Annotated in this window: 16 protein-coding genes; 14 read left to right on the forward strand and 2 right to left on the reverse strand. The window is 65.7% G+C overall.

The window, feature by feature from the left end:
* Positions 1-49 precede the first annotated feature (49 nt).
* The 13 genes from alr (at position 50) to AC1C2O_RS13790 (ending at position 11604) form a co-directional block, all read left to right on the forward strand.
* Entirely contained in the window at positions 50-1171 is a 1122-nt protein-coding gene (gene alr / locus AC1C2O_RS13730) for an alanine racemase (RefSeq protein WP_495430997.1), read from the forward strand.
* Positions 1168-2166, forward strand: coding sequence for a D-alanine--D-alanine ligase family protein (locus AC1C2O_RS13735; RefSeq protein WP_495430998.1), 999 nt, complete (start codon positions 1168-1170; stop codon positions 2164-2166). Before alr ends, AC1C2O_RS13735 begins: the two co-directional genes overlap by 4 nt.
* A 79-nt stretch (positions 2167-2245) precedes the next feature.
* On the forward strand, positions 2246-2659 hold the full coding sequence (locus AC1C2O_RS13740; RefSeq protein WP_495430999.1) for a Fur family transcriptional regulator: 414 nt from the start codon (positions 2246-2248) through the stop codon (positions 2657-2659).
* Between the two features lie 38 nt (positions 2660-2697).
* Positions 2698-3696 carry a permease gene (locus AC1C2O_RS13745; protein WP_495431740.1) on the forward strand — a complete coding sequence of 333 codons (999 nt, stop codon included), beginning with the start codon at positions 2698-2700 and terminating at the stop codon, positions 3694-3696.
* Positions 3689-4501: a TIGR03943 family putative permease subunit gene (locus AC1C2O_RS13750; RefSeq protein WP_495431000.1), complete on the forward strand. Its 813-nt coding sequence runs from the start codon at positions 3689-3691 to the stop codon at positions 4499-4501. The genes AC1C2O_RS13745 and AC1C2O_RS13750 overlap by 8 nt, the downstream gene beginning before the upstream one ends.
* Positions 4491-6119 carry a hypothetical protein gene (locus AC1C2O_RS13755; protein ID WP_495431001.1) on the forward strand — a complete coding sequence of 543 codons (1629 nt, stop codon included), beginning with the start codon at positions 4491-4493 and terminating at the stop codon, positions 6117-6119. The genes AC1C2O_RS13750 and AC1C2O_RS13755 overlap by 11 nt, the downstream gene beginning before the upstream one ends.
* Positions 6120-6123: 4 nt before the next feature.
* Positions 6124-6786 (forward strand): DNA-3-methyladenine glycosylase, encoded by a 663-nt coding sequence (locus tag AC1C2O_RS13760; RefSeq protein WP_495431002.1) that lies wholly within the window; start codon positions 6124-6126, stop codon positions 6784-6786.
* A gap of 129 nt (positions 6787-6915) precedes the next feature.
* Positions 6916-7152, forward strand: a complete 237-nt coding sequence (rpmB, locus tag AC1C2O_RS13765) for a 50S ribosomal protein L28 (protein WP_495431004.1) — start codon at positions 6916-6918, stop codon at positions 7150-7152.
* Positions 7152-7322, forward strand: a complete 171-nt coding sequence (gene rpmG, locus AC1C2O_RS13770) for a 50S ribosomal protein L33 (protein WP_439282814.1) — start codon at positions 7152-7154, stop codon at positions 7320-7322. The genes rpmB and rpmG overlap by 1 nt, the downstream gene beginning before the upstream one ends.
* Positions 7323-7324: 2 nt before the next feature.
* Complete coding sequence (gene rpsN, locus AC1C2O_RS13775; protein WP_495431005.1) at positions 7325-7630, forward strand: 30S ribosomal protein S14; 306 nt, start codon at positions 7325-7327, stop codon at positions 7628-7630.
* Between the two features lie 362 nt (positions 7631-7992).
* Positions 7993-8814, forward strand: coding sequence for an endonuclease domain-containing protein (locus AC1C2O_RS13780; RefSeq protein WP_495431006.1), 822 nt, complete (start codon positions 7993-7995; stop codon positions 8812-8814).
* 418 nt (positions 8815-9232) lie between these two features.
* Positions 9233-9520 carry an HU family DNA-binding protein gene (locus AC1C2O_RS13785; RefSeq protein ID WP_495431007.1) on the forward strand — a complete coding sequence of 96 codons (288 nt, stop codon included), beginning with the start codon at positions 9233-9235 and terminating at the stop codon, positions 9518-9520.
* 83 nt (positions 9521-9603) lie between these two features.
* On the forward strand, positions 9604-11604 hold the full coding sequence (locus AC1C2O_RS13790) for a bifunctional copper resistance protein CopD/cytochrome c oxidase assembly protein (RefSeq protein ID WP_495431008.1): 2001 nt from the start codon (positions 9604-9606) through the stop codon (positions 11602-11604).
* Between the two features lie 4 nt (positions 11605-11608).
* Here AC1C2O_RS13790 and AC1C2O_RS13795 read toward each other — a convergent pair whose 3' ends face one another.
* Positions 11609-12664: a hypothetical protein gene (locus tag AC1C2O_RS13795; protein WP_495431009.1), complete on the reverse strand. Its 1056-nt coding sequence runs from the start codon at positions 12662-12664 to the stop codon at positions 11609-11611.
* A gap of 103 nt (positions 12665-12767) precedes the next feature.
* On the opposite strand from AC1C2O_RS13795, the gene AC1C2O_RS13800 reads away from it, so the two are divergent.
* Positions 12768-14150, forward strand: coding sequence for an ATP-dependent DNA helicase (locus tag AC1C2O_RS13800; RefSeq protein ID WP_495431010.1), 1383 nt, complete (start codon positions 12768-12770; stop codon positions 14148-14150).
* Here AC1C2O_RS13800 and AC1C2O_RS13805 read toward each other — a convergent pair.
* Entirely contained in the window at positions 14147-14794 is a 648-nt protein-coding gene (locus tag AC1C2O_RS13805; RefSeq protein ID WP_495431011.1) for a biliverdin-producing heme oxygenase, read from the reverse strand. The genes AC1C2O_RS13800 and AC1C2O_RS13805 overlap by 4 nt on opposite strands.
* Between the last annotated feature and the right edge of the window lie 27 nt (positions 14795-14821).

The raw sequence follows: 14821 nt of genomic DNA on the forward strand, positions 1-14821 counted from the left end.
ACGGCGCTATGCGGACGACGGCCGCGTACGCGGTGGCAAGGCTGGCACTATGCATTCTTTGACGCGTCCGGTGGCTGCGCCATCTGCGATCCACGTTTCCACCGCTGCGATCAGCGCGAACACGCGAACGATGACGCGCGTCTGCGGGACGCCGGTGATGGCGGTGGTCAAGGCAGACGGCTTCGGTCTCGGGGCCGAGCGAGCCGCTCGCGCCGCACTCGCCGGAGGCGCCACCGAGCTGGGAACGGCGACGTGCGACGAGGCGATCGAGTTGCGCCGTGCGGGATTCGACGTTCCGATCCTCGCTTGGATGCTGCACGACGAGGCGCCGATCCGTGCGGCGCTCGAGCACAGCATCCGGCTGTCGCCAGCCTCGGTGGGACAGCTGCTCACCATCGCGCGCATCGCCGCCGAGATCGACGTCATCGCAGAGGTCGAGCTGGAGCTGGAGACGGGGATGCATCGATCCGGGTGTGCCCGACCGCACTGGGACGAGCTGTTCCGGACGGCACATGCGCTGCCGTCCGTGCGGGTGATCGGACTCTGGACCCATCTCGCAGGAACAGCCGCCGAACAGTACACCGAGCCACTTGACCGACTCGCAGAGGCGGCCGCGACGGCTCGGCGAGCGGGGCTTACCCCTCGGCTGCACGCCGCCGCCTCGCTGTCGGCGACGCTCGACAATCGGGTGCGGCTGGACATCGTGCGACTGGGGGCGAGCCTGTTCGGGATCGAACCGCTGCCGACGGTGCCGGTTGGCCTGGTGCCGGTGGCGCGCTGGGAGACGCGTGTGAGCCAGACGCGCGAGGCCGTGCCTGGCGACACCGTCGGATACGGGCAACGCGCGCTCGATCGTCACACCAGGTTGGCGCTGATCCCTGTCGGCTACGCAGACGGGGTGCCGCGTCGGGCCGTCGTCGAGGGGGCGCCGCCAATGACCGTGATGATCCGCGGCCGCCGGTTTCCGTTCATCGGCGCGATCTCCATGGACCAGTCGATCATCGACGTCGGGCGCAGCGGCATCGAACCTGGGGAGCGGGTGACGTTGATCGGTGATCCCCGGAGTGGTGAGCCAGGGTTGAGCGAATGGGCAGACGCCCTCGGCACCATCGCCCAGGAAGTGCTCACCGGGCTCGGACGACGGGTGGCACGGCTGGAGGAGACGGCATGAATCGCGTGGTGGTGCTGTTCGGCGGGCAGAGCACCGAGCACGAAGTGTCTGTCGCATCGGGGGAGGATGTCGTCGCGGCACTAGGTGGGCGTCACAGCGTCGTGGGAGTGCGGATTGACCAGAACGGCGGATGGCACCTCGGCGACGGTCCCGCAGTCGCAGCGGAAGATGTGCTCGTCGAGCTGGAGCCCGACGACGTCGTGTTCCCCGTGCTGCATGGCGGCTGGGGAGAGAACGGTGGTCTGCAGCGCGAACTGGAGGGTCGCGGCATCCGGTTCGTGGGAAGCTCGGCCGCGGCGTGCGAGATCGGGATGTCGAAGCTCGCGACGGCCCGGGCTGCAGCCGGACGCGGTGTCCCGACCATCCCCACACATGTGCTGAGCCGGGCGGATCACTTCGCGGATCCCGATCTGCGGGCTTCGGCGTTGGCGCACGTCGCCCAATGGCCGCTCATCGCGAAGCCGAATGCCGGAGGCTCCAGTGTCGGCGTGTTCGTCGTGCGCTCGAAGAGCGATCTGCGGGTCGCACTTGACGATGTCTTCAGGCTCGACCCGATCGCGCTGCTGCAGCCTCTCGTCACGGGGAGCGAGGTGAGTGTGGGCGTATGGGCGGGGCAGGACGGAGCCCTGCATGCGACCGGTGGGTCGCTTCTGCATCTGCCGGACGGGGAAGACGCCTTCAGTTACGAGCACAAGTACGCCGGTGCCGGCGGCTGGCTGGAGATCCCGGCGACGTTCCCGGCAGACGACCTGGCCGACCTGCGCAGGTGCGCGCTGCAGGTCGCAACGGCCGTCGGCGTTTCGGGTCTGGCGCGGGTCGACTTCTTCCTCAGCACGGACGGTGTGGTCCTGAACGAGATCAACACCATGCCGGGGCTCCGGCGGGAATCGCATTTCTCGCGTCTGGTCGCCGCAGCGGGAGTGGGATACGAAGAGCTTTTGGACGGATTGATCGCCCAGGCGCGCGCCAGGAAACGTCATCTCGTCTCGACCTGACGCACGGCTCGGGGAAGCGGGCGAGCTTCGGCTCCCGGGTTCCCAGCCACGTCAGAGCGCCGCGGCCTAGACTCAAGCCATGGCTCAGCGGAACACCTGGCAGCGCGAGCGAGTGCGGGAAGCACTCGCTGATGCGCGCGGTTTCGTGAGCGCGCAGAGCCTGCATGCCACGCTCCGTGAGGAGAATACCGGCATCGGTCTCGCCACGGTCTATCGCGCGCTGTCTGGGCTCGCGGCATCCGGCGACGCCGACTCTTTGCAGAGCCCGGAGGGGGAGGCGATCTACCGCGCCTGCTCGACGGAGGGTCACCACCACCACCTGATCTGCCGGTCTTGCGGACTGACTGTCGAGATTGAAGCGACGGAGGTTGAGGCCTGGGCGCAGCGCACCGCTTCGCTGCACGGCTTCAGCGAAGCCGAGCATGTCGTCGACATCTTCGGACTGTGCACACCCTGCGCAAATCGGCGGGCTGCAGCAGCAGGGGTGGCGTGAGCACCGTCACCGGGAGACGCTCCAGCGATTCAGCGGGGATGCCTGCGCGCGGGAAACCCCGCTCCCCATGGCTCGGTGTGCTGATCGGCGTCGCCGTTATCGCCGTTCTCTTCCTGATCGACAGGTTCGCGCCAGCACTCTTCCAGGACTCGCTGCCGCACCGCGCGCAGGACGGCCTCACTCTTGCGCTCAGCGTGCTCATCGAGGCGCTGCCATTCATCGTTCTCGGTGTGGTGCTGTCGATCGTGGTGCAGGTATGGCTGCCGCCAGACACCATCCAGCGCTGGCTGCCGAGGCAGGGCTGGGCTCGTCGCGCCGTGCTGTCGCTGCTCGGGATGCTGATCCCGGTCTGCGAATGCGGCAACGTGCCGTTCGCCCGCGGCCTGATGATGCGCGGCCTCGCGCCTGCGGAGGCGATGACCTTCCTGATCGCCGCGCCCATCGTGAACCCGATCGTGATCATCACGACGCACGCGGCGTTCGGCTGGGACGGCGGCATCCTCGTCGCGCGACTCGTCGGCGGTTACTTGATCGCGAACCTGATCGGCTGGATCTACAGCCGCCACCCCGCACCGGATGCGCTGCTCACCCAGCAGTTCACTGCCACACGTGAGCGGATCACACACGAGCACGGCACGCCCACAAAGCGAAGCCTCACCCAGTTCCTCGTCGAGCTGCGCGCCGTCATGCCCGCACTCGTGATCGGCTCCGCGCTCGCCGGAGCCGTGCAGGTGCTGATCCCGCGCGATGTGCTGCTTTCGATCGGATCGAATCCGGTGCTGTCGATCGTCACGATGATGGCGCTGGCGATGACGGTCGCGATCTGCTCGAACGTCGACGCCTTCTTCGCGCTGTCTTTCGTCTCGACGTTCTCCTCCGGTGCGCTGATCGCATTCCTGCTGGTCGGGCCGCTGGTCGATATCAAGATGCTGGCCCTGCTGCGCACGACGTTCACCGCTCGCACGTTGGTCGGCGTCGTCGCCGTGGTGTTGGCGAGTGCCTTTGCGATCGGGATCGGGGTGAACGTCTTTGGCTGAGTCGTCTGCGCCCTCACACGCATCCGCCCCATCGCGCTGGAAGGCAATCGGAACCCGCTGGCTAGGCCTCGGCCTCGCCGTCGTGATCTCGGTCGTGACGCTTGGCCTTGCCATCTCCGGACAGCTCACCCTCTACATCAGCCCCGAGTCGATCTGGTTCGCCTGTGCCGGGGCGGTCGTCGTGCTCGCCGGAGCGATCTGGTCGTGCACAGTGCCGCTCGGTGAGGAATCCGATCACGGGCATGAACACGGACACGATCACGTGGATGCTGGCGAGGCGGATGCCGCGAAATCCCGCCGCCGTGCGCTCAGCGTCGTCGGCACCGTCACCGCCGGCGTGATCGCCAGCGGTGTCGTCGGCGCTGCCCTCGTGCTGCCGCCTGCCTCGCTGTCCGTGGAGCTCGCGATGTCACGCGCCGGTGCGGATGGCGCGCTGTTCGCCGGAGTGGACACTCCGACGCTCGGGGTGGCCGACACGACCACCTTCGGTGTCGGCGAGTGGTCGAGCGTCTTCGCAACAGCATCTCGCCCCGAGTCTTATGACGGCCAAACCGTCACTCTCACCGGTTTCGTCACGCCGGGCGGAGAATCGGATGCCGTGAACCTCACCCGCATGATCATCACCCACTGCGTGATCGATGCTCAGCCAGCCGCCGTGCCGGTGAACATCGACTCAGGCGAGTACGGCACCGGACAGTGGATTGAAGTCACCGGTACCGTCAAGGCCGACTCCGATGGGTCGCTGCGCGTCGAGCCCACCTCTGTGGTCACGATCGACGAGCCGGGGGATCCCTATGAGTACTGAGGGTCACTCGACGCCGCCACAGACGCGTGCCGAGGCAAGGGCCGCCCGTGAGGCTGAGGCTGAGGCTGCGGAGCGAGAAGCCGCTGCGCGCGCGGCCGCTGCTCCTCACGCGGTGGTGCCGGCCATTCCGGAAGCGCCGGTCGACGGAACTTTCATTCCGCCGCTCGCCGTCCCCGTTGCTGAGCCTGCGCCTGCGGTCGCTGAACCTGTCGATGTGCCCGAAGCATCCGGAGCATCCGAACCGCCCCACGCGCCAAAAGACCGACGCTTCCTTTACACGCTGCTTGCCGTCGTCGGCATCCTCGCGGTCGTCGTCGCCGGCCTCAGCGTCGTCAGTCTCACGCAGGGGCCGCGGCTGAGCGAGGTGCAGGTGGATGAGAGCGAGGCGATCGAGGTCTCCGGCAGTCGCGTCATCCTCACTGCAAACCAGTCGCTGCAGGAGATAGATGAGACTCAGGTCACTGTCGAGCCTGCGGCCCCGTTCACGATCGATGCCGCAGGGCGGAGCATCGGCATCCGGTTCACCGTCCCGCTCGACGACGCGACCAAGTACACAGTCAGCGTCGCTGACGTCACCGGCATCGGCGGAGGACCCACTTCCGAGCTGACGACCAGTTTCACGACTCCGGCCGCCGAGATCTTCCTACTCAACAGGACAGACGAAGACGACTCGATCTTCCGCGCCGACCTCAATGGCGATGGGGTGCCGGTCTTCACGCATCCGCGTATCAATGACTTCCGCGCCACTGCCACGAGTCTCGTCGTCGCCGTCGAAGATGACGACGGTTCGAGGATTCTCGTCATGAATCGCGATGGGAAGAACGTACGTGAGTTGACGCTCCCGGGAGATGGCTACGTCAGCTCGGTACAGGTCTCTGATCGGGGCGGTCTGGTCGGCTACATCTATTCGGACCGTGAGATCAGCGAAGACAGCGGTCGCGCGAGCGTATTGGTCACCCAACCGCTCAGCGGCGGCGGCGAGCCGCAGATCGTGCAGGTCGGCGAGGAAGAGGCCAGCATCGCGGAGTGGCAGTTCGTGCCGGATTCCGCTGCCGTGCTGTTCATCGACTTTGCGGGAACACTGTCGCTCGATGATCGCGCGGGGGATGCCGGAGCCCAGAACATGGGCATCGCGATGCATCTGCTCGGAGTCTCGCGCGGCACCTACACCGCCATCATCGAGCACATCGACGGCAGCATCGTGGCGCTGAACCTTGCCGACGGCTCGGAGACTCCGCTCGCGGCATCCGACCCCGACTACGGTCCAGCCACGACCATCACTCCCTACCCTGGGGGCACGCTGCGCCACGTTGTTTCGCGTGATGAAGCTGGGCTGCCGACCGGCCAGACGATCATCCGCGTCGATGATGAAGGAGCGGCCACGCCGCTGCTCGAGGTCGCCGGCGGCAGTGCGATCCTGCAGGCGTGTGCTTCGCCCAGCGGGCAGTATGCCGCCGTGACCGTCGCTCCGGATCTGACCGAGAACGCGTACGACGACATGCTCGTGCCGCTGCCGAGGACCCTGCAGACGCACCTGCTTGACCTGCGTTCGGGTGAGGAAATGCCCGTGCTCACCGGATTCGACATCTCGTGGTGCCAGATGGCACCGGCCTTCTGAGCACATGGCGCTTCGCCGTGCGACCAGGGCAGAGCTCGCGGGACTGCCGCTTGACGTTGCTCCTCGCCTGCTCGGCGCCGAGCTTCGTACGGTCGTCGATGGCCTCGAAGTGCGCCTGCGCATCACTGAGGTCGAGGCGTACCACGGACAGGGCACGGGGGAGGCGGCAGACCCCGGGTCGCACGCGCGCATGGGACGCACCGCCCGCAATGCCACGATGTGGGGCGAACCGGGGCACCTCTACGTGTACCTCAGCCATGGCATCCACTCCTGCGTCAACGTCGTGTGCGGGCCAGACGGTCTCGCCGGAGGTGTGCTGCTGCGCGCCGGTCAGGTGATCGAAGGGGCGGATGCCGCGGCATCCCGCTCCGGCAGGGCAGGACGCGATCTCGCCCGCGGGCCCGGTCGGCTAGGTCAGGTGTCTGGGCTCCGGCATCCACTTCACGATGGGCTCGACGCGGTTACCGACAAGCCGCTGAATGGCGCGCGTGCGCAATTGTGGCTCGACGCCCCCGTCGCAGACATTTCCACAGGCCCACGCGTCGGCGTTGGCGGCATCGCTGGAACGAGCGCCTTCCCCTGGCGATTCTGGATCGAGGGTGATCCGACGGTCTCGGCGTTCCGCTGGGGACGGGGCGCGGCCGAGAGTCAAGCCATGCTAAACTGACTCTTTGTCTGCGCACACTCCTGTGCGTGGTTCGTGTGTTGTGGCCCCGAGCTTGTTGAAGGGCGCGGCACGCAGACAAGGGATCTTGGGTGAGGCCGTCCGGTCTCACGGTAATGAAGGAGTAATCACATGGCAGCAGTGTGCCAGGTTACTGGAGCTATTCCCGGCTTCGGTCACACCATCTCACACTCGCACGTGCGGACGAAGCGTCGCTTCGACCCGAACGTGCAGAAGAAGACCTATTTCGTTCCGTCGCTCGGTCGTAAGATCACGCTGAACGTGTCCGCCAAGGGCATCAAGGTGATCGACGTTCGTGGCATCGAGAACGTGGTCAAGGACCTCCAGGCGAAGGGTGTGAAGCTCTAATGGCCAAGAAGTCACAGGACATCCGTCCGATCATCAAGCTTCGTTCGACGGCAGGCACTGGTTACACGTACGTGACCAAGAAGAACCGTCGTAACACCCCCGACCGCCTCGTGCTGAAGAAGTACGACCCGGTCGTCCGCAAGCACGTCGAATTCCGCGAGGAGCGCTAAGCATGGCGAAGAAGAGCAAGATTGCTCGTAACGAGCAGCGCAAGGTCATCGTCGAGCGCTACGCAGAGCGTCGCGCCGAGCTGAAGAAGACCCTGGTCGACCCGAACGCAACCGACGAGGCCCGCGAGGCTGCACGTCTCGGACTGCAGAAGCTGCCGCGCAACGCGTCGCCGGTTCGCGTCCGTTCGCGTGACGCCATCGACGGTCGCCCCCGTGGCATGCTGACGAAGTTTGGCATCTCGCGTGTTCGCTTCCGCGACATGGCACACCGTGGCGAGCTGCCCGGTATCACCAAGTCGAGCTGGTAAGCATCGCATAAAAGGGGCGAGGATCTTCGGATCCTCGCCCCTTTTGCGTGTCCGGGCGCCGCAGGTTCCTGGGCTGTGGGCTGTGGGCCTGGGTGCCCCGTGCCTGTGCTCTGGGCTGTGCGCCCCGCACCGCGTCGTTGGGCGGAGTTCGCGCCGTTGGGCGGAGCCTCAGCCGCTAAAGCTCCGCCCAACGCTGCGTTCTCCGCCCAAGCGCGTGAGGGTGAGGGCGAGCGCGGGGAGCTGAGGCGCGGGAGGGGCGTGAGCCGCGGAGTGCTTCTGCACCATCTGCGTTGTTGAGAAGTTGTCCACCGAACGTGGGTATAGAACCGAGTCGGCCCGGCCCGCACGGGCACTATCGACGCATGGACCCGATCACAGAACTGAACGAGCGCGGCGGGGTGGCCAGACTCGACACCCTGCGCCGCGCCGGGGTCAGCACGCACGCGCTGCGTGTGGCGCGCGAGCGTGGGTTGATCTCCTCGGTATGCCGCGGTTGGGTCGCGCTCATCGGAGCGGATGCCATGCTTGTGGCCGCCGCGCGCCGCGGAGTCGTGCTCAGCTGCGTGATCCTTGCCGCGCGAAGGGATCTGTGGGTGCTCGATGCATCCGAGCCGCACGTAGCGGCTCCGCCGAAATCCGGCCACGCTCGTACCTCGCGAGGCACCATCCACTGGAGTTTGCCGCTCTTTCCTCGGGATCCTGACTCCTGCGAAGATTCGCTGGAGAATGCCCTGGTGCTCGTCGCTCGCTGTCAACCGTATGAATCGGCGCTCGCCGTGTGGGAGTCAGCACTGCACAAGGGCATGCTCGATCTGGATGTGATGCGCCGGGTACCTCTGCCGCCGTCGGCACGTCGCCTCGTCGAGGATGCTCGTCCATTCGCGGATGCGGGTACCGAAACAATCTTCCTCACACGACTGCGGTGGATGAACCTTCCCATCGTCCCGCAGGCCTGGGTGCTCGGGCATCGAGTCGACTGCCTCATCGGTGAGAGGCTCATCGTGCAGATCGACGGCGGGCACCACGTTGGCGCTCAACGCACGAGCGACATCGACCACGACGCCCGCCTCAAGCTGCGTGGCTACCACGTGATCCGAGTGAGCTATGAACAGCTCTTCGATCGCTGGCCCGAGGTGCAGGCTCTGATCATGGCCGCAGTTGCACAGGGTCTTCACCGCGCCTGAGCCGCACAGCCACACCCGTAGCATCCCGTCGTGTCTGTGCTCTGCTTTGCCCGCTGCATCCCAACCGTGCATCCGAACCCTGCGCCGTCCGCATCGTTGGGCGGAGTTCGCGCTGATGGGCGGAGACTCCGCCGCAGAGGCTCCGCCCAAGGCTGCGTTCTCCGCCCAACGCGGCGGGCGGATACCCGGCGCATCCACCTGCCGCATCCACCCGCCGCCGCGCCCCAAACCGGTCCCCGTAGCCACAAATCTGTGACTGGAGTGGCAAAAGTGACGCGACACGCCTATGAAAACCCCAAAACCCGCGAAATGACGGGGAAATGTGGGCGGTGGTTGATACATTCGAGGCGGTCACTCGATCAGGAGCATCCGCTCCAATCACAAAAAACAATGCGACACTTCGTCGCTGGAGGATGACATGGCTGACAAGTCCATCACCAAGACCGAGCTCGTCGCGAGCATCGCTTCCGCCACTGGCCAGAGCCAGGCAACCGTCTCGGGCGTCCTCGACTCGCTGTTCGCCACGGTCTCTGACGCTGTTGCCAAGGGCAGCAAGGTCTCGATCCCGGGCTGGATCGCATTCGAGCAGGTCGACACCGCAGCTCGCACGGGCCGCAACCCGCAGACCGGTGCAGAGATCAAGATCCCTGCTGGCAAGCGCGTCAAGGTGACCGCTGGTTCCAAGCTGAAGGCATCCGTCAAGTAAGACGGCTCCTTCTCGACGGCCGCCCCTCTTCGGAGGGGCGGCCTTCGTGCTTTCTATGGCCGCGACGAACGTAGGCTGGAGGGGTGACTTCCAACGGCCCCCGCACTGCGCGATCGTCGGCGTATCGCGCGGCCGGCGTTCTCGTGCTTGCCGTCGCCGCGGCTGTCGCTCTCGTCGCTGCGCTCCTCTTCGGCGGTGGAGCAGCCGAGCAGCTTCTCCAGGACCCCGGCGCGCTCGTTCGCTGGGGACTCCCGGCGGCGCGCACAGTGAACAACATCAGCGCCGCGGCCATGATCGGTTCGATCGTCCTCGCCCTCTTCGCGCTGCGTGCGGGGGAGAAGCCGTTCGAGACGGCACTGGATACGGCATCCGTCGGCGCAGCCGTCTTCACGATCTCGGCAGGCGCAACGGGATTCCTCACCTTCCGCAGCGCCTTCTCCGGCATCGCGCTCAGCCTGGACGAACAGTTCGGCGAGCAACTGGGGCGCTTCCTGTTCACCCTTCCGCTCGGCCAGGCGTGGCTGATCACCACACTCATGGGCGCAGTGGTCACGATCCTGCTGTTCGCCTGGCGCGGCTGGACGACGACCCTCATCACAGCCGTCATCGCGATCGCGGCTCTGCTGCCGATGGCCACCCAGGGGCACTCCGGCGAGCTCTCCGGTCACGTCATCGCCGTCAACTCGATCCTGCTGCACACGATCGGCGCTGCCGTCTGGCTCGGCGGCCTGATCCTGCTCGTCGTCCTGCGCGGTGTGGAGGGGGTCGACTCCGCCACCCTCGTGCGCCGGTACTCCAGCCTCGCCATCGTCTCGTTCTTCGTCGTTGCGGCTTCCGGCATCGTGCGTTCCCTGGTCGGTCTCGGGGGCTGGGAGGGGCTGTCGACGCCCTACGGCATCATCATCCTCGCCAAGGTGGTGCTCCTTGGCGGGATGGGCCTGCTCGGCGCCTGGTACCGCGCACGCCTGATTCCTCGCCTCGACGGCGAACGGGCGTCGCGCTGGTTCTGGATGCTGGTGCTCTGCGAAGTCGCACTGATGGGACTGGCATCCGGCGCGGCCGCCGCGCTCGCACGCACGCCTCCTCCCACGGGTGAGACGAGCGCCATTAGGCAGACGCCTGCGGAGATTCTCACGCGCTCTCCGATGCCGCCCGAGTTCACCATCGATAAGTGGTTCACCGGTTGGGACTTCGACATCCTCTGGGTGATGGCTGTGGCCCTCGGAGCCTTCTTCTACCTGGCTGGCGTCTGGCGCATGCACCGGCGAGGGGATCGCTGGCCGATCCACCGCACTGTGTTCTGGCTGCTCGGGCTGGCGATCCTCTTCTGGGTCACCTGTGGGCCGATCAACCTGTACCAGGAGTACCTGTTCAGCGTGCACATGCTCGGGCACATGGTCCTGTCGATGGCGATTCCGCTGCTGCTCGTGTCCGGCGCTCCCATCACGTTGGCGCTGCGCAGCATCCATAAACGCGACGACGGTACCCGCGGCGGACGCGAGTGGATCATGTGGGCGGTGCACTCGCCGTTCTCGCGTGTCGTCACACATCCGTTCGTTGCGGCGGGCATCTTCATCGGGTCGCTGTGGGCGTTCTATTTCACCGACCTCGTGCGCTGGTCGATGTACGAGCACCTTGGACACGAGTGGATGATCATCCACTTCCTCATCTCGGGGTACCTGTTCGTGATGACTCTGGTCGGCATCGATCCGATTCCGTATCGACTGCCATACCCCGGCAGGCTCATCACCCTGATCGCCATCATGGCAATGCACGCGTTCTTCGGCGTCGCGATCATGATGCAGGAGGGGCTGATGGTCGCCGAGTGGTTCGGTTCGATGGGACGCACCTGGGGTCCGACGCCGATGGAGGATCAGTACACCGGTGGTGGCATCGCGTGGTCAGTCGGTGAAATTCCGACTCTGATTCTCGCCATCACTGTGGCAATCCAGTGGAGCCGGGATGACACCAGGCTGCAGCGCCGTAGCGACCGTCATGCGGATCGCACCGGCGAGGCCGAGCTTGAGGAGTACAACGCTCAGCTGGCAGCGCTTGCGGAGCGGGATCAGCGCGCGCCACGCTGACCGGTTATTCGCCCGGTGACCCGACTCGGATGGATGCCGAGTCATCCGGCAGAATCGCTATCGTGCCGTCCACGCGGAAAGGCACGTCCTCTGAGATGTGTTGGATCGAACCGTCGAAGAGCGAGCGGATGTCGACCTCGATGTGAGCCACAGCATCGGTTGCAGGGATTATCCACTGTGCGCCGTCCGGCTCGACCGTGACAGCAGGCTGTACAGCGATCGACCACACCGGCAGGTTTGCGAGGCGGTTCTGCACCTCGAGTCCGAACGGGCAGCCCGTCGGCAGCAGCACCTGCTGAGTGGTGCACTCGGTGAGGAACTCCTCGACGCGAGTCTGCACGACAGAGACGAACTCCTCCGTCGGGATCGTCTGCACCTCCACCGGTGTCTGCGTGAGGGGTGAATCGGCTAGGAAGCTGACGCCGGGCGAGGTGGAGATCGCCGTGTCCACGGTTACGGAATACACGCCGGGTGTGAATACTAGCAGGGGCAGTGGGTCGGTGGGGACGGCGCCGGCGCCGTCCGGTGACACCTGGTGCCGATCGATCTCGAAACCGTTGACCGCGAAGCGATCGGCGCCAAGGACGGTCAGCGACACCGCAGCCAGCGGTGTGCGAGTGAACGTCCAGTTCGGGGTGACACCGACCCAGCCGTCCTGTTCCACCTCGAATGTGGTGGTGCCGGGGTGTGAGCCTGCGACATACGACACGGTGACAGACGTGACCGCGTCGGTGGTCTCCTCCGAGATCACTGTGATGTCGCTGAGCGGCGCGAGCGCCGCCTGGCGAAGCAGCGCTTCGGATGCACCTACCGCAATACCGGCACCCTCGATGGTGTCGCGGTCGATGGCGACGCCGGGAAGGTGCAGTGCATCGGCGGCGCGGCCGGTGGCGAGTAGATCGAGATACCGGGTGACGAAGGCGGAAGGACCGTAGAACTCTTTGTAGAGCGTCGCGCCCGCGGCGCCGATCGCGCCGAGCAGCAGCACGCCGATCACTGCCAGAATTGTGAGATCAGTGCCCAGACGGCGGCGCCGCGGCGACGTCACAGGCTGATCCATGGCGCAAGTCTAGAAGGCTCGGCCTGTGACAGGGCCGAGCGTTGCCCAAGTTCTATACGGAAGCGCAACGGGTGCCAGCGAGCGGCGAAGTACGATAAGTGACGTGTCCCTTCCCGCCTTGTCCGAAGAGCAGCAGGAGCTGTATCGGCTCATTGAGGACACCAGAGAGCATGTCTTCATCACGGGGCGAGCCGGCACCGGCAAGTCAACATTGCTGCAGTACTTCGCCTGGAACACCGAGAAGCAGATCGCGATCTGCGCGCCGACCGGTGTCGCGGCGCTGAATGTCGAGGGTCAGACGATCCATTCGCTGTTCCGGCTGCCGATCGGCCTGATCGCAGAGAACGAGATCGATCAGAACGACGCCACACGGCGCATCCTGAACGCCATCGACACGCTCGTGATCGATGAGATCTCGATGGTCAATGCCGATCTCATGGATGGTATGGATCGAGCCCTGCGACAGGCTCGAGGCCGCCGTGCAGAGCCGTTCGGCGGTGTGCAGGTCGTGATGTTCGGTGATCCGTATCAGCTCGCCCCTGTGCCGCCGCGCGGAGACGAGTTGCGCTACGTGCAGGATCACTACCGCTCGTTCTGGTTCTTTGATGCCAAGGTGTGGGCCGGTGCGACGATGGGCGCCACTGACGGCCTCATCGATCTCGGACGCCACGGCGCTCAGCTGCATGTGCGTGAGCTGGTGCAGATCCACCGTCAGTCAGACGACGGGTTCAAGACGATGCTGAACGCCGTGCGCTACGGGCGCGTGACGGCTGAGATCGCGGAGGCGCTGAACGGCCAGGGCACGCGCACCCCACCGGATCCGGAGCCGGGCGAGATCCCGATCATCACTCTCGCCACCCGCAACGACATCGTCAACAACATCAACCGGCGTCACCTCACGGCTCTCGCGGGCAAAGAGCAGACGGCCAAGGCTGAGATCAACGGAGACTTCGGTCGAGGGGATGCCTCATATCCCGCCGATTCCGAACTGAAGCTCAAGATCGGCGCACAGGTGATGTTCCTGCGTAACGACGTGTCGATGACCGGTGAGCCGCCACGATGGGTGAACGGCACGATCGGCACGGTGAAGCGCATCCTCGGTGGAGCGGTGCGAGTGGAGATCGACGGTGAGGACGTTGATGTCGAGCCGGCCGTCTGGGAGAGATTTCGCTACTCCTACAACCCGAGCACCAAGACGCTCAGCCGCGATGTGATCGCGGAGTTCATGCAGTTCCCGCTTCGGCTCGCGTGGGCGGTCACGATCCACAAGTCGCAGGGCAAGACCTACGACCGGGCGATCATCGACCTCGGTGGCGGCGCATTCGCGCCAGGGCAGACCTATGTGGCGTTGTCGCGGCTGACCTCGCTGGACGGTCTGTACCTGTCGCGCCCATTGCGGCCGAGCGACATCAAGGTCGATGAGGACGTGCGCCGCTTCATGCGGGAGGCGTGGGAGAAGGCGTCGACGCCTGAGGTGAAGGCCTAGGCCGCGACCCGTGCCCGGTCGAGGTCGAGGAACAGCTCGGTGTTGAAGCGGTACGCCAACAGCACCTCGTCGATCACGCGCTCGCGCTCGGCGTCATCCCATGGCGCAGCATCCAACTGCTCACGGTAGACGTCCTTGAACGCTTTCGGGTCGGCGATGTCGTCGAACAGGTAGAAGCCGATGCCGTTGGTCTCGAAGCCGAATCGGCGCTGCATGACCCGGCCGATGAACACGCCGCCGGAGAGGTCGCCGAGGTAGCGGGTGTAGTGATGTGCGACAAAACCGCCAGCCCACGTGGCGCCGACTTCGTTGATGCGCTCGACGTAACGCTGGGTGGTCGGAAGCGGTGCGATCTTGTCTTGCCACCCCGGGCCGACGAGGAACTCGAGGTCAGCCTCGAGCGCGGGGAGACGCGTCAGTTTGTCTGTGATGAAGACGGACGCGACGGGGTTTCCGCGCATCCGCTCGCCAGCACTCTCGAGCGCCGCGTAGATGAAGTAGTGCTGGGCAACGAGAGCGATGTAGTCCTCGCGGGACCCCTCACCCCCCAGGAGATCTGCCATGAAGCCTGCGTGCTCGCTGCGCGAGTGGGAGGTCGAGGAGCGCTCACGCAGAGCCGCAGAGAAGGAGATAAGGTCCGCCATACGCCCAAGTGTAAGGGGAACCTAACT

Source organism: Microbacterium sp. Y355, assembly GCF_059445345.1.

Coding starts and splice junctions, on each gene's coding strand:
- alr (WP_495430997.1), top strand. CDS start 50: ATGCATTCTTTGACGCGTCCGGTGGCTGCGCCATCTGCGATCCACGTT.
- AC1C2O_RS13735 (WP_495430998.1), top strand. CDS start 1,168: ATGAATCGCGTGGTGGTGCTGTTCGGCGGGCAGAGCACCGAGCACGAA.
- AC1C2O_RS13740 (WP_495430999.1), top strand. CDS start 2,246: ATGGCTCAGCGGAACACCTGGCAGCGCGAGCGAGTGCGGGAAGCACTC.
- AC1C2O_RS13745 (WP_495431740.1), top strand. CDS start 2,698: ATGCCTGCGCGCGGGAAACCCCGCTCCCCATGGCTCGGTGTGCTGATC.
- AC1C2O_RS13755 (WP_495431001.1), top strand. CDS start 4,491: ATGAGTACTGAGGGTCACTCGACGCCGCCACAGACGCGTGCCGAGGCA.
- AC1C2O_RS13760 (WP_495431002.1), top strand. CDS start 6,124: ATGGCGCTTCGCCGTGCGACCAGGGCAGAGCTCGCGGGACTGCCGCTT.
- rpmB (WP_495431004.1), top strand. CDS start 6,916: ATGGCAGCAGTGTGCCAGGTTACTGGAGCTATTCCCGGCTTCGGTCAC.
- rpmG (WP_439282814.1), top strand. CDS start 7,152: ATGGCCAAGAAGTCACAGGACATCCGTCCGATCATCAAGCTTCGTTCG.
- rpsN (WP_495431005.1), top strand. CDS start 7,325: ATGGCGAAGAAGAGCAAGATTGCTCGTAACGAGCAGCGCAAGGTCATC.
- AC1C2O_RS13780 (WP_495431006.1), top strand. CDS start 7,993: ATGGACCCGATCACAGAACTGAACGAGCGCGGCGGGGTGGCCAGACTC.
- AC1C2O_RS13785 (WP_495431007.1), top strand. CDS start 9,233: ATGGCTGACAAGTCCATCACCAAGACCGAGCTCGTCGCGAGCATCGCT.
- AC1C2O_RS13795 (WP_495431009.1), bottom strand. CDS start 12,664: ATGGATCAGCCTGTGACGTCGCCGCGGCGCCGCCGTCTGGGCACTGAT.
- AC1C2O_RS13805 (WP_495431011.1), bottom strand. CDS start 14,794: ATGGCGGACCTTATCTCCTTCTCTGCGGCTCTGCGTGAGCGCTCCTCG.